This is a genomic window from Polyangiaceae bacterium, assembly GCA_020633205.1.
Classification (GTDB): domain Bacteria; phylum Myxococcota_A; class Polyangia; order Polyangiales; family Polyangiaceae; genus JAHBVY01.
In genome coordinates, this window is sequence record JACKEB010000011.1 from 356577 (window position 1) to 376719 (window position 20143).

General features: G+C 64.4%; 13 protein-coding genes. 3 read left to right on the forward strand and 10 right to left on the reverse strand.

Annotation, left to right across the window (positions count from 1 at the left end; genetic code table 11):
* Positions 1 to 153 precede the first annotated feature (153 nt).
* Both add and H6718_08220 read right to left on the reverse strand, forming a co-directional pair.
* Positions 154 to 1356: an adenosine deaminase gene (add, locus tag H6718_08215; protein MCB9585368.1), complete on the reverse strand. Its 1203-nt coding sequence runs from the start codon at positions 1354 to 1356 to the stop codon at positions 154 to 156.
* Between the two features lie 191 nt (positions 1357 to 1547).
* Positions 1548 to 2702: a thioredoxin domain-containing protein gene (locus tag H6718_08220; GenBank protein ID MCB9585369.1), complete on the reverse strand. Its 1155-nt coding sequence runs from the start codon at positions 2700 to 2702 to the stop codon at positions 1548 to 1550.
* A 200-nt stretch (positions 2703 to 2902) separates the two neighbouring features.
* Between H6718_08220 and rnr the strand changes: the two genes are divergently transcribed.
* On the forward strand, positions 2903 to 5314 hold the full coding sequence (gene rnr / locus H6718_08225) for a ribonuclease R (protein ID MCB9585370.1): 2412 nt from the start codon (positions 2903 to 2905) through the stop codon (positions 5312 to 5314).
* 25 nt (positions 5315 to 5339) lie between these two features.
* Here rnr and H6718_08230 read toward each other — a convergent pair whose 3' ends face one another.
* From H6718_08230 to H6718_08240, 3 genes are all read right to left on the reverse strand, one after another.
* Positions 5340 to 6593 (reverse strand): VWA domain-containing protein, encoded by a 1254-nt coding sequence (locus H6718_08230; GenBank protein ID MCB9585371.1) that lies wholly within the window; start codon positions 6591 to 6593, stop codon positions 5340 to 5342.
* A gap of 364 nt (positions 6594 to 6957) precedes the next feature.
* Entirely contained in the window at positions 6958 to 8292 is a 1335-nt protein-coding gene (locus tag H6718_08235; protein ID MCB9585372.1) for a hypothetical protein, read from the reverse strand.
* Between the two features lie 122 nt (positions 8293 to 8414).
* The gene (locus H6718_08240; GenBank protein ID MCB9585373.1) at positions 8415 to 8975 is read right to left on the reverse strand and encodes a hypothetical protein; all 561 of its coding nucleotides are present in this window, start codon (positions 8973 to 8975) and stop codon (positions 8415 to 8417) included.
* Positions 8976 to 9065: 90 nt separating this feature from the next.
* Between H6718_08240 and serS the strand changes: the two genes are divergently transcribed.
* On the forward strand, positions 9066 to 10379 hold the full coding sequence (gene serS, locus H6718_08245) for a serine--tRNA ligase (GenBank protein MCB9585374.1): 1314 nt from the start codon (positions 9066 to 9068) through the stop codon (positions 10377 to 10379).
* A gap of 6 nt (positions 10380 to 10385) precedes the next feature.
* Here the strand turns inward: serS and H6718_08250 are convergent, their stop codons facing one another.
* The 5 genes from H6718_08250 to H6718_08270 all read right to left on the reverse strand — a co-directional run bounded on the left by H6718_08250 (position 10386) and on the right by H6718_08270 (position 17643).
* Positions 10386 to 11279: a hypothetical protein gene (locus H6718_08250; GenBank protein ID MCB9585375.1), complete on the reverse strand. Its 894-nt coding sequence runs from the start codon at positions 11277 to 11279 to the stop codon at positions 10386 to 10388.
* Between the two features lie 120 nt (positions 11280 to 11399).
* Positions 11400 to 12722: a 6-phosphofructokinase gene (locus H6718_08255; GenBank protein MCB9585376.1), complete on the reverse strand. Its 1323-nt coding sequence runs from the start codon at positions 12720 to 12722 to the stop codon at positions 11400 to 11402.
* Between the two features lie 48 nt (positions 12723 to 12770).
* Positions 12771 to 13202: a response regulator gene (locus tag H6718_08260; GenBank protein MCB9585377.1), complete on the reverse strand. Its 432-nt coding sequence runs from the start codon at positions 13200 to 13202 to the stop codon at positions 12771 to 12773.
* A 39-nt stretch (positions 13203 to 13241) separates the two neighbouring features.
* Complete coding sequence (locus tag H6718_08265; GenBank protein ID MCB9585378.1) at positions 13242 to 15569, reverse strand: PAS domain S-box protein; 2328 nt, start codon at positions 15567 to 15569, stop codon at positions 13242 to 13244.
* Between the two features lie 223 nt (positions 15570 to 15792).
* Complete coding sequence (locus H6718_08270; protein ID MCB9585379.1) at positions 15793 to 17643, reverse strand: Na+/H+ antiporter NhaC family protein; 1851 nt, start codon at positions 17641 to 17643, stop codon at positions 15793 to 15795.
* Between the two features lie 333 nt (positions 17644 to 17976).
* Between H6718_08270 and H6718_08275 the strand changes: the two genes are divergently transcribed.
* A complete protein-coding gene (locus tag H6718_08275; protein MCB9585380.1) occupies positions 17977 to 19704 on the forward strand; it encodes an alanine:cation symporter family protein in 1728 nt (575 codons plus the stop codon).
* The last annotated feature ends 439 nt before the right edge of the window (positions 19705 to 20143 follow it).

Sequence of the window (20143 nt, forward strand, 5' to 3'; positions counted from 1 at the left end):
GCGCGACGTTGGCTTGGGGTGCAATCCCTGGCATCTTGGCGTCCTTGGCGTCCTTGGCGGTTCAAAATCCAGGCGGCAGGAGGTTGCAGGGCGACAAAAGCAAGAGAGCCCCACACCGGGTGGTGCAGGGCCCTCGGACAGGCTGAGTGTCGCTCAGGCCTTTGCGGGTGCGGGGGCCGCTGCGGGCGGGCTGCTCAGCTCCGCACTCGCGCGGGCGCGCTTGCCTTCCTTGAGGGGAGCCTCCACTAGGTTGCCCTCGTCGTCGTAGCGGCTGAGCTCAGCGACCACATGCCGGAGCGCGGCTTGCTTCTCGTGGAAGGGCCGGAACGCCGACTTGAAGCCAGCCACGATCATGCTCTTAATCTCCTTGAACGGAACACCCATCTTGGTGTGCACCAAGTAGAGTTCCTTGGAGACGGTCGTGTCAGTGATCAGCCGGTTGTCGGTGTTGATGGTCACGCGCAGACCGAGGTCGAAGTAGAGCTTGAGTGGGTGGCTCTCCAGCGTCTCTACCGCTTGGGTCTGCACGTTGCTCGACGGGCAGCACTCGAGGGGAATGCGGTGATCGTTGATGTAGTGCAACAGATCGCCGTTCTCCCGCAGACGGCAGCCGTGGCCGATGCGGTGAGCGCCACACACGTGGATGGCTTGGGCGATGGACTCCGGTCCATACGCCTCACCCGCGTGGATGGTGCAGTTGATGTTGTTGTCGCGCACCAGCTGGAAAGCGCGCTTGTGGTGTGCCGCGGGGAAATCCGCTTCGGCTCCGGCCAGGTCGAAGCCGACGACGCCGCGTCCCTTGTACGCTACCGCGAGCTCCGCCATCTCGTAGGAAGACTCCGGGGAGATGTTGCGGATCCCACACACGATGACGTTGCACTTGATGCCGTACGTCTCGCGTGCGCGGCTGAGACCGTTGAGCACGGCTTCGACCACCTTGGTGAGCTTCAGGCCGCGCTGGGTGTGCAGCATCGGCGCGTAGCGCACTTCCATGTAACGCACGTTTTCGTTGTGCGCGTCTTCTGCCAGCTCGAACGCGATGCGCTCGAGCGCGGCTTCGGTTTGCATCACCTTGAGGGTGATCTCGAAGCCGCGCAGGTACTCGACGAGGGACCCGAAGTTATTGCCGCAGCCAATGGCTTTGCGCAGGCCGTCTTCGGTGTTGGCGGGAAGGCTGATGCCTTCTTCCTTCGCCAGTTCGAGGATGGTGGACAGCCGCAGAGAGCCATCCAGGTGGACGTGAAGGTCGGTCTTGGGGAGCGCCTGAAACACTTCGAAGGGCACGACGCGGGCACCGGACCCGTTCGTGCTTTCAGGCAATTGCTTACTTTTCTGTTCCATAGAGGACTCTACCATCGGTTTTGTCCCGTGCAATAGCCCCGAAACAACTCGAGTAGGCGCTGGTGCGACGACCGACACCGCAGTGTGACGGTCGCGCGGATTTCTTGGGGGTGAGGAATGCTGGGCTCGAGCCCGAGCTCGCACCAGCAGGCTTCGGTTTGCCCGGGCGCGTTGAACCGCAGCCGGACGGCGACTGCGTCAGACGTTCAGCTGTCGGCTTCGCGGCGCCCGAACCAGCCAACCGCGCCGACAGCACCAAAGCAGATCAGCGCGTACAGCCAAGCGGGGACGCCGTTTTCGTGCTCACCGCTCTTCAGCTCTGCTTCCGCGCGGCGAAAGGCATCGGCGTACACCGACTCGTCTTGGTTGCCGATGATGCGTCGACCGCCCACATAGGTGGTGGGTAACCCGACCATTTCGGCGTCGCGCAGGATCTTCTGGTCCGCCTGGATGGTCTTTTCCGTCGCTGGGTCGAGGACACACGCCTCGAACTTGTCCATGTCGAGGCCCAGGGCCTTGGCGGTCTTGGTTGCGCCAATGGACCCGATGGGCTCGCTGGTGAGCATGCGCTCCGCATACTCCTCGCCCTTGCCCTGGTTCTTGGCGCAAATGTGCCCCTTTGCGCTCGGGAGGGCGTTGATATGAAATGCCAGGGGGAAATCCTTGCGGACGAAGTGGACCTGATCCTTGTACTGCTCCTTGAGCTTCATCAGCTTCGGGTGCAGCGCGCGGCAGTGGGGGCACTCGAAGTCGAAGAACTCGACGACGTTGATTTTGCCCGAGACGTAGAGGGCGCCAATCGAAGCGGGTACGGGCGGCAGCGGCTTCACTCGCGGCCAGATGGCGGGCCCTGCGACGGCGATCACACCCATCAGCGCGAGCGCCCACGGTGCGAAGTCTGGCCCGTACGGGATTGAGCGGTCTTTCTGCTTCGCGGCTTCGGCGTCTTTGAACGCCTTGGTGTACATGATGCTCGCAGAGCCAGCGATGATCGCGCTGGTGTCGGCGACCATGCAGAGCCAGCACAGGTGCTTGACCACTGCGACCTGGAGCACGATCAGGAACAGCGCCGCGGCCGCCCCGAAGCTTGCGGTGTAGAGCAGGACCTTGCGTCCCGTCGCGGAGTCTTTCCAGAGGGATAACAGGTACAGACTCGCGAAGCCGGCCAAGCCGATGGCCGGCACTGGGAGCAGTCCGTTGAACAGGTACCCGTAGCCACTGCCGCGCACCTTCGCGCAGGCAGAGTCCGCGCCGCAGAACGCTTCTGCGGGGGTGGTGTAGTCGATCAACAGCGCCATGCTGGCGGCCAACGCCAGCAACGTGGCGATGCGCAACAGCAGCAGCCAGTGTCCTCTCTGCACTCCCGCGTTCTAGCGCCAAGAGGCTCTGAGTCGAAGCATTTGGCGTGCGTGGCGGGATCTGGGCTGTTGGGTCCTACAGATACGGCGGTCGTGCAACGCCGTGGAGGCGCGAGCCAGGTGTTGGGGCCCCGGCTGTGGGACAGGTGCCCGCCTGCAGCTAGGCGTTGGGTGCGGCAGCGGGACGGTCTATAGCGGGGGCCATGGCTCGTTTACCGAAACCCGAGGCAATCGTTGAAGCGCTGCTCGCAGAAGGCCGCCCGCTCAGTGTGGGGGAGATTGGAGATCTGTGCGGCGTGCCCAAGGGTTCCAAGCGGCGCTTGCCGGAGCTCCTCGACCAGCTGGTGGCACAGGGCAAGCTACGAGAGGCGAAGGGCGGGAAGTACCGCGCCGACGTGAAGACGCGCGCCGCGAGCGAGAGCTGGGAAGGCTTCCTCAACGTGAATCCGCGAGGATTCGGCTTCGTGGTCCAGGTTGGCAAGGACGACGTCTACGTTCCGCCCGAGGCCATCGGCGGTGCGATGCATCGCGACCGCGTGCGAGTGGGAGTCGTGGGGCGTAGCGCCCGCGGCGTCGAAGGGCGCATCGAGGAAATCGTGGAACGGCGCAGTCCGCGCGTGGCGGGCGTGATGCGACGTCGTGGTCGCAGCTTGTGGCTCGACCCGGACGACACGCGCATTCGTGGGCCGATCACGCTGCCGCCCGGGGAAAAGCGCGGCGAAGACGGTGACGCCGCGGTGGTGAGCATCACTCAGTGGCCCGACTCAGCCAACGAGAATCCCCAGGCAGAGCTGGTCGAGGTGCTCGGCGCTGACGGCGACCCGCAGGTTGAGGTCGCGAAGATCCTGGTGCGCGAAGAAGTCACCGAAGAGCACCCGCCAGAGGCAATGGCGGAAGCCGAAGGCATGGCCGCCAGGCTACGGCGCGTTGCCGCGGAGAACCGCGAAGACTTGCGCGGTGTACCTCTCCCCACGATCGACCCCGAGGACGCACGGGACCATGACGACGCGGTGTGGGCGGAGCGTGACGGCGACGGTTACAAGGTCTGGGTCGCGATCGCCGACGTGAGCGAGTACGTGCAGCCGGGTTCTGCATTGGACGCTGAGGCGCTGCGACGTGGCTGCACGATCTATTTGCCGGATCGCGCGATTCCGATGCTGCCTTCGGCGCTCGCTGCGGATCTATGCAGCCTGTTGCCGGACACGGATCGCCTGTGTTTGTGCGTGATCGCGGAGCTCGACAAGCAAGCGAAGGTCAAGCGCGTGAAGATCGTGGAGGGCGTGATGCGCTCCGCTGCGCGCCTCACTTATGGCGGCGTGGCGCGTGCGCTGGGCTTCACGGAGGAGCCGCCACGCAGCGCTCAGGCCGACGCCTTCAAGCGTGAGCTGAAGGTGCTCGCAGAGGTCAGCGGCAAGCTGCGCCGCGCGCGTATGAAGCGCGGTGCCCTCGACCTCGACTTGCCGGAAGCGCGCATCGTCGTGGACCCGGAGACGGGCGCACCGACGGCCATCTACCGCCGCACCCAGGACCCCGGCATCAAGAAGGCGTACCAGATCATCGAGGAGCTGATGCTACTGGCGAACGAGCTGGTGGCGCGCTGGCTGGGTCGGCGCAAGGCGCTGGCGATCTATCGCGTACACGGCAAGCCCGATGAGCAGAAGCTCGAGCGCTTGGGTGAGGTCGCGCACAAGCTCGGCGTGCAGTTCGACTTGGACGAGATGCTCGAACCGCTCGGACTGGGTAAGTTCCTGCGCTCGATCGAGGAGCACCCACGCAAGACCGTGCTCGAGAACCTGACGCTTCGCTCCCTCAAGCAAGCGACCTACGACATCGCGAACGTCGGTCACTTTGGCTTGGCGTCAGACGCGTACCTGCACTTCACCTCGCCCATCCGTCGCTACCCAGACTTGATGGTGCACCGACAGGTGAAGCACATCCTCCGGGGCGGCGCGGTGGATACGAGTGATTCCGCGCGGGAAGTCGCGGCGACTGCAGCGACACGCTCGAGTCAGCGCGAACGCTCGGTGATGGATGTGGAGCGCGAGGTGTCCGACCTGTATCGGGCGCTCTTCATGCGGAACCGCATTGGGGACAAGCTGGAAGGCAGCGTGAGCGCGGTGGTCGGCTCTGGGCTGTACGTCAGCCTGGACGATCCATTCGTCGATGTGTTGGTTCGCTTCGAGTCCCTAGGTCCAGATCGCTACGAGATGACGGAGGACGAGCTGGGCGCTCACGGGCTGAACAGCGGCGATTTGATCCAGATTGGCGACCGCATCTTGGTGGAGATTGAAGACGTCTCGGTGCTGCGCCGCCAGGTGCTCGCGCGACGTATCCCGCCCGACGATTTGCAGGAGCAGCCAGAGCGGGGGCGCCGTGGGCGCCGCACCCTCGAGCAGGTGTTGAACAAGCGCGGCGGTCGCAAGGACGACTCGCGCAAGGGCGGCAAGGACAAGGGGCGCGCCGGTCCCCGCGCCACGGGTCGCGACGCGGGGGGGCGCAAAGGTTCCGCCAAGTCGGGTTCAGGCAAACCGGGCGGCAAGCCTGGCAAGGCCGGCGGCAAGCCCGGCAAAGCGGGCGACAAGGCCAGCAAGAACAAGGGCCGACGCAAGAAGTAGTAGCCTGGCGCGGCGTCTCGGCAAACTAGCGCGGCGTGATGGAGCCGCAGGGAAACGAAATCTTGATGTCGTGATCGCCGCTCTTGATGGCGTCGCAGGCGTCACCCACCAACTCCACCTGGCTTGGGGAGTTGAGCTGCCAGCCGTTTGCGTCGCCTTGGCTAAGGGCCTTGCCGTCCAAGGTGACCTTGCCCTGGTTCTGCGCCTCGGTTGAGACAGTGCCGTTCAGGTCGAAGACACAGGAGCGCACGCCCTCGATGATGGTGTTGAAGGCGTCGATCAGACCGGACTGGTCGTTGGCCTTCCAGAAGGGCGCATTGGAACCGCTGGTGCCAGTCCCAGCGTTCGCGACGTCTTGCAGGTGGGCGTCGCTGATGTCCGAGCCCACGGCGATGACGTAGGTGCGGATCCCTTGGTTGAACGCCGCCGCCGCTGCATCCACCGAGATCTTCTGGGAGGTGGCGTTGTGCGCGTCGGCGTCCATGCAGTTGTCGGGCTCGCCATCGGTCGCTAGGACGATCGCCTTGTCGCCGGGCTCGGTGACTTGAACCAGCTCAGCGGCGACGGCTGTGATGCTCTCGCCAGTGGGGGTGTCGCCCTCTGGCTGATTGGCGGAGAAGAGCGCCTCCAGGGCGGTGTAGTTGCCGAGGGCTACGCTTTGTTCCGTGAGGATTGGGCACTCCCCGCCGTTGAAGCCACCGTGGCTGGTGTAGAGGCTCAAGCCAAAGCGCACCTTGTCTTGTAGCTGGAGCACCACGCCGTTTGGCTGGTCGAAGAGCGCGTTGTAGACGGCGCTCCAGCGGTCCGTTCCGCCGAAGTTGTCCGTCATTGAGCCCGATTGATCGACGAGCAGGACTACTGTGGGAGTTTGTGGCTCGAACTTGACGTCCTCTTCGATGCAGCCGTTTCCTCCGGTGCCGCCACTCGAGATACCGCCGGTGCCTCCGAAGCTCGAGCCACCTGCGCCGGCGTCCCCATTCTGGCATTGCCCTGTGGAATCACAGTGCTTGCCCGGTCCGCACTGCCCGCCGTCGGTGGTGCACTCTGCCGTGCAGCTACTCCCCTGTCCGCAGTGGGTGCCGGCTGGACAGTCTTGGTCGAAGGTACACTCGCCGCCACAAGCGCCTTCCAGTTGGTCACACACGGAGGCGCCGTCGGATGAGCCGCTGCAACCGCCGGGAAACAGACTTGCCGCCAAAAGCAACGCGCCCAGGGCGACGCCACCGAGCGCGCGAGAGACGAGGCCGTGCCGGCTAGCGTTGTGGAGAGGAGAAGTCATATCCAAGAGCTTAGCACGCAAGGCGATTCGCCAAGCGCTCGCGAACCCAAGACCCACCTCGCCGTGTGTCGGCTCAGCAGCCGACGGTGCCGAATGTGAGGGCTTTCCGTGTGGCATAACACTGCGTGCCACACTCAAGGGTCGGCCGCCCCTGTTCGGTTGTTCCGTTGCTTACGCAGCGTAATCGCCACCCTGCTGACCCAAAGTCACCAGTCGCCCGGCTTTGGTCCACTCCAGTGCACCTGGAATGAACAGCATTCCCATCTGGGAAACAACGGACCGCCTACGTCGTCCTACACCGCTGGTCGTTGAACTAGAGCAAGCGTTTGGTCGAGAGAATGCCGCTTGCCACGCGGCCGCCGCCTCACGCTGCGACGGAGAGCATGCCGAAGGCCGCCACTCCGCGCTTGCGGAGCTCCCGCCGCAGCTGCTTCGGGTCGCTGTTCGGTCCAAGCAGCGCGCCGAGTAGCGTTGCGGCGAAGCCATCCAGGGTGTCTCCACACGCGGAGAGGTCATCACTCGCGCCGCTCAGGACGCGGTTCCAGGCGCTGGCGTTGGCCTTGAAGTCTTCTGACGGCTCGATGCAGGAGCCACGCAGGCTGGCGATGCCAGCGAGCTCGAGGCTGCTCTGCACTTCATCCGCGAGGGCACCGGCGTCGAGGAGCTTGCCCTCGAGGAGTCGCGGCAGGACGGCTGCGGCGCGGGTGGCACCGCTGTCCAAAGCGACCCCGCACAAGGCGGAGACGAAGTCGCCGTAGTGGTTCGGCAACTCCACAGCGCTCCCATCGGCGCTCTCGCTAGGTAGCGCCGCCTCATCGCTGTGCGCGCAGATCGATTCCTCAGGGATACAGACGGCGGATGGCGACTCGATTGTATCCGATGTGGCGTCGGGATCCATGCCGACGCCGAACTCCGCGCAAAGCGCCTCGGCGACCGCGTCTGCCAAGTCGTCCACCGCGCTCTTGCTGATGATTGGAGTGATTTGTACGCCGCTCGGCGGCGCGTCGACCTGACTGAACTCCGTCTCGGAGTCGATGATCTCCAAGGTCTTGAGGACTTCGAAGAGCTCCGCGCTCAGGGCGCGGTCGTCCGCTTCGAGCTGACTCTCGTTCATGGGAGTGGAGGCTGGCAGGCTCTCGATCAGCTCAGCAACAGGCGGGGGGACGCTGGCTTCGGGCTCGAGCACCTGGGGCACTTCGAGCTCCGGAGAGACCGAGCGGCGCGTCTCAGGAGCCGGGTCGTAGGTCCCCAGCTCCCCGTCTACGCTTGGCTCGTCCGTGAGCTGGAACTGCAAACTGTCGAAGCGCTCGAGGAGCTGGGATAGCAACGGTCCCGGCGCCTCGGTGAGATGTAGCTCGTCGGTGCGTGCGGGGCGCTCCCACTCATTGAAGAGCTGGGGATCCGGGACGCGGATGGTGAAGCCCATCCCGTCAGGGGAACGCTGCATCACACTCTGTACGATGCTGGCGGGGGGCAGCGGGATCTTCGAGCTTGGCGCGACGCTGGGCGCGGGCACGCTCTCAGCTACGCTGGGCGGCAGCGGCGTGAGGGGGACCAGCGTTGGTTGGTCCAGCGGTCGGGCAGCGCGCATCACCGCGCGTGGCGCGCCCGTCGGGCTCAGGCACACCCAGGAAGCGCCGAGATGCAGCTGGTGATTGTCGTTCGGAAATTCAGGGCTTGAGTACGGACGGAAGCGCATGGCGGGAAGACCTCTACGCTTTCGCTACCCTGCGCGGCGAAAACCGCCAAAAAACCCGCAAGGATTGGCCTACCCGGACTTAGTGAAGCACAGGCGTCAAACGCCTGGAGCGCTCGCTGGGTTCAGAAGCCCACGCCGATGCCAACGCTCACGCCGGAACGTGGTCGGCGCTGGTACTCGCGCAGCAGCAGCATGTGGGTAACCAACGTGCAGGTGCGTCGGGCTGGTCCATCACAGCCCACCCAGCGGCCGTCGTTCGCCTGCTCGCCTTCATAGTCGTAGCGCACCACGGTGCCGTCAGGAGTGATCGCGAGCCACGCAGCAGGTGAGTTCGGGGGCGAAGCATTCGAAACGCCAATGCGCCCCAGGAGCTCGTTGTCGTTTCCGCCGACGAATCCGTCGGGCAACAAGATGGCGACGGGGTCGTTGTCGTCGTCCACCACGCGACCAGCGCGGTCCACGAGCAGGATGGGCTCGCCGTCTTCGAGCACCTGACCGTTGGGCAAGATCTCGATCGGGTCATCGTCGGGTCGATCCCAGCGGGCGGGTTGAATCAACAGTGGCGCGCCGCCCTCTTGCCAGCGAGGCGGAGGGTTGGCGCTGCAGCCGAGGGTGAGGAGCCCAACTCCAAGCAAGGCGAGTCCGCTGAGTGAGCCAGCGAGGCGAGGTGCAAGCGCTTTCACACCCCTGAATCTACCGCGAGGGCGGCGGGAAGGCACGCCGCGCTCCCCTCGATGGGCGTGACGCGCTGAGTGAGCTATAAGGCCGCCCAAATGCTCGACGCCAGATACGTTGCAGACCACCTGGATGAGGTTCGAACCGCGCTTGGCCGGCGCTCCGCCGCGGCCGCCAGCACCTTGGATGGGATCGCCTCGCTGAGCGAACGCCGGCGCGCGCTGATCGGGCAGACGGAGTCCCTTCAGGCGGAGCGCAATGCTGCCAACCAGGCCATGGCGGCTCTCGCAAAAGGACCCGACAAAGCTGCTTTCGCCGAGAAGCGCGACGCGCTGAAGCAGCTCTCTGGGCAGATCAAGGAGCTCGAGGGAGAGCTTGGCAAGGTCGAGGCCGAGATGGCTGAGCAGCTCCTGCAGGTGCCGAATCTGCCGGATGCGAGCGTGCCCGACGGTCAAGGCGAAGCGGATAACCAGGTGGTGCGCACCTGGGGCGATGCCCCCGCGTTCGACTTCGAGCCCAAGAACCACTGGGAGATTGGTGAGCGCCTCGGCATCCTCGACTTCGAGCGCGCCGCGAAGCTCAGCGGGTCGCGCTTCAGCGTGTTGACAGGGCTCGGCGCGCGGCTAGAGCGGGCGCTCGCCGGCTATATGCTGGATTTGCACACGGGAACGCACGGCTACACCGAGGTCTCCGGGCCACTGATGGTCAAGGCCGAGGCGCTGCTCGGGACGGGGCAGCTCCCGAAGTTCGAGCAAGATCTGTTCCGCACGCAACGCCGCTTGGCAGAGGGCGACAAAGAAGGTGATAGCTCGCCGCTGTTCCTCCTGCCCACCGCAGAGGTGTCGCTGACCAACTTGCACGCTGATGAGGTGCTCGACGCCGCGCAGCTGCCGGTGGCCTACACGGCGTACACGCCCTGTTTCCGTAGTGAAGCGGGCTCCTACGGCAAGGACGTGCGGGGTCTGATCCGCCAGCACCAGTTTGGCAAGGTCGAGCTGGTGCGGTTGTGCACGCCGGAGACTTCGCTGAACGAACTCGAGGTGCTGACCGGGCACGCGGAGAAGGTGCTCCAGGGCCTTGGCCTTCACTACCGAGTCGCTGCGCTGTGTTCCGGAGACATGGGCTTCAGCGCGGCCAAGACCTACGACCTCGAGGTGTGGCTGCCGGGACAGAGCGCCTTCCGCGAGATCTCCAGCTGCTCGGTGTGCAGCGACTTCCAGGCGCGTCGCGCCAAGATCCGTTACCGTCCGGAACCGAAAGGCAAGCCGCGCCTGTTGCACACGTTGAACGGCTCCGGGCTCGCCGTGGGGCGCACGCTGGTGGCGATCTTGGAGCAGTATCAGCAGGCAGACGGCAGCGTGAAGGTGCCGGAGGCGCTACAGCAGCGCCTCGGCACCGACGTGATTCGCTGAGCGGGTTCAGTTTCCAGCTGCTACGGCTCGTGTGTACTCACACGACGCGCTGGGTGGCTTCACGCAGCGGTTTGCCTCACAGGCGTAGCCGACGGCGCACTCCAGCGCGCAGGCTTCACCCGCGCCGGGTGCAGCTTCGCAAGTGTCCTGGTTACAGGTGCTGCCGTCGGCGCAGCGCCTGAGCAACACATTCGGGCTGGGCGCGCAGGCTTGCCCGACGCCTGGAAGGCTGGCGCACTTCTTCGTTGCTTGATCGCAGTACGCCGTGGTGGCGCATAGATCGAGAGTGCCCAGGCAGGTTTGGCCCACGCTGGGCAGGCTTTGACAGGTCTTGGCGTTCTGGTTGTCGATACCGATGCAGTAGAGCCCGGGGTCACATTCGGCGTTCTGCTGGCAGCTGGCTCCGACACCACCACGAGCAACCAGCGGACCACAGACTCCGGCTACACACACGGAGCCTTTGACGCAGTCGTCGCCGCTGCTGTCGTTCAGCGACTGGCACGCTTCGCCGGGCTGGTTCGGCCCGTAGTAGATCTTGCAGTCGGTGAACTCGTACGCGGCCTCGAGGAAGCTGCTGTCCAGCGCGACCTGGGAGCCGCTTCGACAATTCACCGTGGAAACGACCGTGCGCAGCTTCGGAATGCAGGTGTCGTCGTAGCTGAGCCCCGCGGCCTTGCCTTCGTCGATTGCTTGCTGAACGGTTGCAGCGATCTGAAACTCGCAGTCGTCCTGGCTGCTGAACACCGATGGGTTGTCTTCATCGCAGCTGCAGCCGTAGTAGTCGCCGCATAGCGCCTTGGCGACTGCGTTTGGCGCGTCGCTTTGCGACACGCTCCCACCGCCGTCATCACTACTGCAGCCATAGGGCAGCACACTGGCGAACAGCGCACCTAACCCCAACCAACCTCGAACCCGATGCTCTGATCATCGCAAGACCACTCCTTGTGGTGGGCGACCCACCCTGTTCCCTCGGTCGCTTTGCAAGTATCGTACGCGAGCTTGCGTTGGTGTTGAATCGCCTCAGTCTTGGCGTTGGATGCGCGTGCCAAGCAAGCGCGCCAGGCGATGGAAGTCGCTGTCCGTCGCGACGAAGCGCACCTCGGTGAGGAGTGTTTTCGGGTCGATCAGCGCGGAAAAGGGCACGAACTGCAGGTCGAGCTGACCCGTCACGCTGACCATGTGTCCATCCAACGCTTCCTCCATCAGTGCGCGATAGGCCCCAACCCCAAGCTGTGAACCCAGCATCACGTCGAACGCGTGTGGAGTAGTGCACCGGGACTCGTAGCCGAGCTGCACACCGGTGAGCTTCTTCTTGCGGCCGGTGCGCTCCTGGAAGCGGTCCGTGACGATTTGCGCCACCAACTTACCGATGTCGATTTTCCCCAGGGAGATATGTCCGTGTTCATCGCGCGATACGCCGTCGAGGAAGCTCTGGGGCAGCATTTCCGCAAGGCCTTCCGCTAGGACCACGGTGCCGTAGTTCTTGCCTCGCTGCTCCCTTGTGAGGATCAAGTCCACGATGCGATCGGCGAGGGCCTCGATGTTCAAGCGCTGCTCTTCGCGCTCTCCGTGAGCATCCCTCACCACCTGCTTCATTGCGAGGTCGCCCTGCACGTCCTCCACGGCGACGACCATGTGTGCTTCGCCCGCAATGGCGACGCCATACGAGAGCCACCCGGCTTTGCGCCCCATGGTCTCCACCACGAAGTAGGAGCCCGTCGCCATGGCGTCTGCTCGTAGATTGAGCAGCTCTTGCCCCATGAAATCTACGGCGGTGAAGAAGCCGAAGGTGAAGTCAATCCCGCGGTAGTCGTTGTCGATGGTCTTCGGCAGGTGAACCACACGGATACGCTTGGCGCCTTCGGGCAGTGTCTTCTGATACTCGTGGAGGAAGTTGGCGGTCTTCAGCGTGTCATCACCACCGATGCTGATCAGCGCATCCACACCCAGTTCGCACAGCGCGCGATAGACGTTGTCCAGCCGGCGCGTTTTCTCGGGGATACGCAAATCCGCCGGGCCACGGATGGCTTTGCCTGGGTTCGCACGGGCCGTGCCGATGATGATGCCGCGGGCGTTGCGCAACCCACGCAGGTGGTGATCTTCAAAGCGAAAGTAGTGCTCCTCGGCGACGAGCTCCGACAGCTCCTGACTGAATTCTTGCAGGCTGCTGTATCCGTGGCGAAACCCCAGAACCTCCTTCCCCTGACGCCGAAAGCACATCACCGCCGAGCAGATGACCGCGTTTGCTGCTGGCGCAGGTCCCCCTGAGAAAACGATACCGACACGCTGGATCTGCGCGTCCGCTTGGGTGTGGGTTTGGGGGAGAGGAGAGTCGGCGTCCATCGACTCAGCGTACGCCCGGGCCCTGCTCAGATCGATGGCAGATTCCGTTCAGGCTCCCAGGGCTTCTGGATCACCCGGCGCGAAAGAGTCGAACAGCGCGACGTAGTCAGCGGTAGTCGAGGGCTTGGTGAAGAACGCCCGGGCACCCGCTTTGCTGGCTCGTGCCTTGTCCCGGGGATCGTTCGAGCTGGTGAGCATGCAGACGATCGGAAGATCGTTGAAGAAGGGATCCTGACGCAGCTGCTCGAGCACTTCGATGCCGCTCATCTCTGGCATGTTGATGTCCAGGAGCACCAACGCGGGCATCGCTTCTTGTCCAAGCTTGACTTGCCCCAGGTGGTCGATGAACGCGCGCCCAGAGCGAAAGGCGAGCCAGGGTGCGCGAAGCTGCGATCTGCTGTAGCAAGTTTCCGCGAGGAATAAGTCGCCGTCGTTGTCGTCGACCATCACGATGGCGTTGTCGTTCGCGAGCTTGGGCACGCCTGCAGCCTAGCCCGAAAATCTTGCGCTGTCGGCCAACTATCGCGAGTGTGACGGCAGCGTGAAGTAGAACAAGGTGCCGTGCCCCGGCTCCGACTCGGCCCAAATGCGCCCACCGTGACGCTCCACGATGCGTTTTGCTACGGCGAGGCCAATGCCCGAACCAGGGTACGCGGTGCGGGAGTGTAGGCGCTGGAACATCTGGAAGATGCGCTCGGCGAACTTGGCGTCGAAGCCGATGCCGTTGTCTCGCACGCAAAACAGCCACTCATCGCCCGCCTGCTGCCCCGTGACGCGCACCTCGGGTGCAACTCCCTCGCGCTGAAACTTGATCCCGTTCCCGACCAAATTCTGGAACACCTGCAGAAGCTGATTCGCCTCCCCGCTCACGGTAGGCAGGTCACTCCAGGTCACCTTCGCCTGCTTCTCTTGGATGAGCGGGGCCAAGTGCTGCAGGGCCGTCTGCAGGATCGCTGCGGTCTCGACCGGCTCGCTCACCACCGCGCTCGCGTCGAGTCGGGAGTAGGCGAGCAGATCGTCGATCAGCTCCTTCATGCGTTTTCCGCCGTTCACTGCGTAATCGATGAAACGGAGCGCGCGTTCGTCGAGCTGCGCCGTGTAATCACGCTGAAGCAGGTCCATGTACGCCGAGACCATGCGCAAGGGTTCCTGCAGATCGTGAGAGGCGATGTAGGCGAACTGCTCGAGGTCTGCGTTCGAGCGCGTGAGGTCGACGATGATGCGCTTCAAGTCTTCTTTGGTGCGCTTCAGCTCCGTGAGATCGCGCAGGAACGCGGTGAAGAGGGGTGGGTCGCTGCCTGCGAGCTTCACGATGCTCGCCTCTACGGGAAACGAGGCGCCACTCTTACGCTGGGCCGTGAGCTCGATGCGCTTGCCGAGCACTCGTGAGGGCTGCCCGGTTCTTTGGCGCTCGAGTCCCTCGCGGTGCGCTTCTCGATCCACCGCCGGGATCACCAGCTGCGCCAGCTCTTGGCCCACGGCCTCCCGCGTGGTGTAGCCGAAGAGCTCCTCAGCCGCGCGGTTGAACTCCACCACCCGGCCGCGGTCGTCGATGGTGATGATCGCGTCCAACGCGCCAGCGAGGATCGCCGCGTTGCGCCGCTCGAGCCGCATGCGCTCGCTGACATTACGGGCGAACGCGGAGGCTCCGACCACCTCGCCCAGCGCGTTGCGAATGGCTGAGACGCTGATCGCCACGTCGTGAATGCGCCCATCGCGAGACACGCGCTGAGTGATCAAGTTCTGCACCCCGCGTCCAGCTGCCACCTCACGCAGGATCCAATCGAGCTCTCCGCGACGGGCGGGAGGAACGATCAGCGAAATGTGCTGACCCAAGGCGTCGCTAGCGGGATAGCCGTAGAGGTCCTCCGCCGAGCGATTCCACGCGGTAATGGTGCCGTCGAGGGACTTGCTCAGGATGACGTCTTGGGATGACTCGACCAATGCAGTGTAGAGACTTTCCCGTTCCTGGACGCGCTGGTTCCGCTCCTTCAGAGCAGCCTGCCAACCTCGGAGCAGAGCACCGAACGTGACCTCGGTGTAGTGCTCGAGCCCCTGAGCGAAGGCCGCAATATCGTTGGCGTCAAACTCCGGGGAGTTCGGGTAGTGCTTCCAGACAGCGCGGCGGATGCCCGTCAGGATGCTCAGCCAGGTGTTTAGCGACAGGCCGATTTCCGCGAAGTATCGCCCCCGCTCTTCGTAGTCGGCGACGAACGGCGGGAAGTCGCCCTCGAGGAACGCTCGCCGCTCAAGCTCTTGACGCCGCTCCGTGATGCCCGCCAGGCGGTCATTCTTGATCACCTCGATCAGCGCCTGCCCACCTGGGGCGCTGAGAAGCGTCTGTAAGATTTCCGGGGTCAGTGCCTCCCGATGAGCGAGCCACCAGCGATAGTAGAGCGTCGACGGGGGCGCCTGAGAGGGAGGGGGAGCGCTGGAGGAGGCTTGGAATGCGCCGTCCGCAGCCTGCGCACGGTCGTGCGCCCGAGCCTCTTCGAGGTCCAAGCGAGTGGCCAGCTGACTTAGCGTCCGCTCCAGCGCTGGCGGATCCGGGAAGGCCAGGACCAGGGTCGTCAGCGGGATGTCCGGACTGCGCTGAATCGAGCCTGCAACTTGATCCTTGCGGAAAGGTGCCACACAGATGACGAGCGTCGACCCCGGCGCTTCCTTCGCCAGGTGCTGGGCCGCGAGCTCGGGCTCGCGCTCATCGGGACCAACCAGAATCAGCGCGTGTCCCTTGACCTCCTCGAGGGCGCGCCAATCGGGTGCGACCCGGGGCTCGAACCAGGGATGCAGCACCGTTTCCAGCTCAGCCGGGCATCCGATCATCAGCGCTAGGCGACGGTCCAACTTCTTCTCAGCTCCGCGGGCGGCGCGAGGTTCCAAGGGCACGAGCCACGCCGCTCGCCGCGAGTGAATGGCTTCCCCGAGGTTAGGGGGGGAGGGCAGGAATCACAACGGGCTGCGTCGCGAATAGACTGGTTTGCTGACTGAAAGCCGCTCACCCAGTCGTTGGGAGTCTCCCTCTAGGGTGAGCCATTTCGCCCCGGGATAGCTGGAATTCCTCCGCCGCTCAGGCGAGTCGCTCGGAAGCCATTTCGATTTCGTCCTCGAACTCATCGTCTTCGACCGGTGGCGAGCCGTCCTCGGGGCGACGTCCGACGATGCGTAACCAGGCGATGATCAGGACGCTTCCGAGCAGGTAAGGCAGCCAGGATGGTCCGCCCAGCGCGATTGGAAGGTAGCCAACGGTGGCCGCGATCAACATCACGAACACCGCGTAGGGCAGCTGAGTTTCCACGTGGTCCAGGTGATCCGAGCCAGAGGCGATGCTCGACATCAGCGTGGTGTCGCTGATCGGCGAGCAATGGTCTCCGAAGATCGCGCCATCGAGCACCGCGGCGCCGGTGAGGATCATGAGCGGTAGGCCCCCCATCGAGTGCGCGAGCGGTACCGCGATTGGGATCAGGATGCTCATCGTGCCCCACGACGTGCCCGTAGCGAACGCGATCGCAGCGGCAAGGCCGAACGTTGCGAGAGGCACCACCCAGTTGGCGATGCTGCCGCTCAGCGTCGCTCCCAGGACTTCTTGTGCGCCCAGGTCCTGACACACTTGCGCGAGCGCCCACGCCAAGAGCAAAACCACCACCGCTGCAGCTGCGTGACGGACGCCGTTCCAGTAAGCGCGCAGGGCGGCGCCGATCCCGAGGATGCCTTGAGCCAGGGGCAGCGCGATCGCCAAAACAGAACCGACGCTCGCTGCGAGCAGCAGCATCTTCACGTTGTTCTCGCTCGCCCCGAGGGTTTCCCGCCAGAACGTGAAGCTCAGCGCGGCGCCCGGGTTGCTCTGAAGCTTGCTCGCGCCGCCGCCATCCACCACGAAGCCCACCATCGCAACCAGCACTACTGCCAGGATCGGGATCAGCGCATTGCGCGCGCGGTGAGGCTTGTCGTCGGGGGGGGCCATCAGCTCGGAGTTCGCCTGAGCCATGGGACGAGCGCCGTCTCTCAATGGCTTCTTCAGATGCCGAGCGCGCCGTTGAGCCTTCAGCATGGGCCCGAAGTCGCGACCCATGAGCGACGACGCGAACACGAACACCAGGGAGAAAACGCAGTAGAAGCGGAAAGGTAGCGCGGAGAGCACGAGGGCATAGCCACGTTGGTCGAGCCCCAGCGCCTGTGCCTGTGCGTCTAGTAGGCCTACCTCATGACCGATCCACGTGGAAATCACTGCTAGCCCCGCCACCGGAGCGGCGGTGGAGTCGACGATGTAGGCTAATTTCTCCCTGGAAATATTCCAGCGATCGGTGAGCGGACGCATCGTCGGCCCAACCAGCATGCAGTTCGCGTAGTCATCGAAGAACACGAACAGGCCCATCAACGCCGCGCCAATCTCCGTCGAGCGCGCGGAACGAATGTAACGAGTCACCCACTCAACGATTCCCGATGTGCCGCCGGCGCGGCTCACCACCTGGACCATCCCGAGCAGCGCCAGCGTGAAGCCGATGATGTAGAGGTGAGTGGAGTTGCTGACGTTCTCCCAGATGTAGGTCTTGCTGCCTTCAACCAAGGCGTCGGACTTGAAACGCAGCACCGCACCAATCAGCACTGCTCCGCCAAGCGCTGGGAGTAGACGTCGGGTTGCCAGCGTCACGACCACCGCGACTAGCGGTGGCACCAATGCAGTCCAGCCCACTTGCCGTCCCTCATGCACCCCGTTCGGCAGCAGATGCGGCAGCAGTCCAAGCAGGGCAACACCCAGCGACACGGCGATCAGCCGGCCATGCAGGTCACGGATCCCGCTCGGCGTCTTTGGAGTCAGCGACGCCCGCGCCTGTGACTTGCGACTGTGCGGGTCAGGTACGCTGCGCGGTGGCCTGTCGGAGAGGCGCTGACTTGTGGGCGCTTGAGTTTCGTCCGTCACGCGCGGACGCTACAGCGGCGTCTCCAGAACTGCCACTCGCCGGTTGGCCAATTCGCGCTGAGGAACCCCGGTTTTTCGCCCGAGTTTTAGCCGCAGTGCGTCGTCGGTCGCGGTGCATAGCGCAGGCCCTGACCCCGGCTCCTGCATTATCATGCGGATTTCGCGGCTAGGCACGAGCGGCCGGCTGTTGGGGGCTTGGGGCCACGCACGGGACTTACGGTGGAAGCATCAGTTGTGCGATGGTCCCCCAGGCTTTCGGGGAGGAGCCCAGCGCGTGCTCCCCCTCGCTGGAGTGGTGTGTAGCGTGGCGCCCCTGCGCCCAACGGAGAGAGCGTGAATAAGTCCTGGATCCGAGGCGCGAGCCTGTTTGCCGTGGTGTCCCTCGTGCTGACCCTCAGCGGCCTTGCGTTCGCTGACAAGGCGCCGCCTCCAGAAGCCGTTGCAGCCGCCGCCAGCGCCGCGCCGAGCGCTTCTGCCGCCGCGAGCGCCGAGGCACCTGCGGAGAAGAAGGAAGAGGAGCTCTCTGCGTTTGGAGCCGGCCTGAGCAAGTTCAACGGCTGGGTGGCGGGTGCGCTGTTCTTCGATATCTCTGGCGGTGCGTTCCTGCACCCGAAGCTCGATGCCGCAGGGAAAGAGGTTGTGGGTAAGGACGGCAAAGTGGAGATGGAGGGGGCCAGCATTCCCTTCATCGTCGCCATCCTGGCTCTCGGTTCGATCTTCTTCACGCTCTGGTATCGCTTCATCAACCTGCGCGGCTTTCGCCACGCGATCGACGTGGTGCGCGGCAAGTATGACGACCCCGCGGATGAAGGTGAGATCTCGCATTTCCGTGCGCTAACGTCGGCGCTCAGCGCAACCGTAGGCCTTGGCAACATCGCCGGTGTTGCGATCGCCATCCAGAAGGGCGGCCCAGGCGCGGTGTTCTGGATGATCGTGATGGCGGTGTTTGGCATGAGCGCGAAGTTCTCCAGCTGCACGCTCGCGGTCCTGTACCGCCGCCACAATCCCGATGGCAGCATGAGCGGTGGTCCGATGTATTACCTCGATCTGGGCTTGAAAAAGCTGGGGATCGGGCCACTTGGCAAGGCCCTTGGCTGCATCTACGCGGTGATGGTGATGGGTGGCGCCTTTGGTGGCGGCAACATGTTCCAGTCGAACCAATCCTACGCTGTGCTCAAGAACGCTGTCGGTCTGGGACCCAGCGCGAAGTACGTGTACGCGACGGTGCTCGCGTTGGCTGTGGCTGCGGTGATCATCGGCGGGATCAAGCGTATCGGCGCCGCCACTTCACGCGTCGTGCCTGCCATGTGTGCGATCTACGTCGCGGCTGCGGTCGCCGTGATCCTCGTCAACGCCAAGCACATCCCTGAAGCCCTCGGGACCATCTTCAGCATGGCGTTCACGAAGAACGCGATCTTCGGTGGCGCGGTGGGTGTGTTGGTGATCGGCGTCACCCGCGCCTCGTTCTCGAACGAAGCCGGTTTGGGGAGTGCAGCCATCGCCCACGCAGCTGCGAAGACCGACGAACCGGTGCGCGAAGGCATGGTGGCGATGTTGGGACCGTTCATCGACACCATCATCATCTGCTTGATGACCGCCCTCGTGGTCGTGGTGACTGGTGCCTGGAAGTCCAGCCTGGCGAGCGCCGGAGACGTCGATCAAGGCGTGGTGATGACCAGCCAGGCCTTCGCCAGTGTCATCAGCTGGTTCCCCTACGTGCTCAGCGTGTGCGTGGTGCTCTTCGCGTACTCGACCATGATCTCCTGGTGCTACTACGGTGAGCGCGGCTGGATTTACCTGGTGGACCACCTGGGTGAGGGCGCGGGGCTGCGCTCGGTGATGGTGTTCCGCGTGCTGTTCGTGATCGCTGCTTGGTTTGGCGCGGTGGCCAAGCTCGGTCCGGTGCTGGACTTCAGCGACCTGATGATCTTGTGCATGGCTTTCCCCAACATCGTGGGCAGCGTGATCCTCGCCCCGACGCTGCTGAAACACGTCCAGGACTACTGGTCCCGCTACAAGAGCGGTGAAATGAAGCCTTACGAGCCTGCCGCAGCTGAGTAGCGGGGGCGCAGGGGCCAACCGGCTCGCAAAAGGCTACATAGTGCACACTCAGCGTACCTGGCCGGACTCGGGCTGGGCTAGCCTGCTGTGCATGGTGCGCCGTGACGCGAAAGATTCGGAAGCCTGTTCGCAGGATGCTGGGTGTTTCGCTAGCTGCGTTTCTCCATCGGGTGAGAGTCCCGTCCCGGTAAGCGTCGGTGCGCCGGGTAGCAGGCCCCAGGTAGTGGAGAGAGATCTCCCTGCCCGAGCGGGGTGTCAAAAGCTCGTGAAGCAGCGAGAGCTGCGTAGCGGGGAGCAAGCACGCGGGCCGCAACATGAAGTGAAACCTGCAGCCTCGACAGAGAAACAATCCGGAGGCCGAGCCGCTCATGTCACGGCGAAGGCAACATCGACGGCGAGAGCACCGAAGCTCGTCGTCGGCTCCGGCGGGGTACGGGGG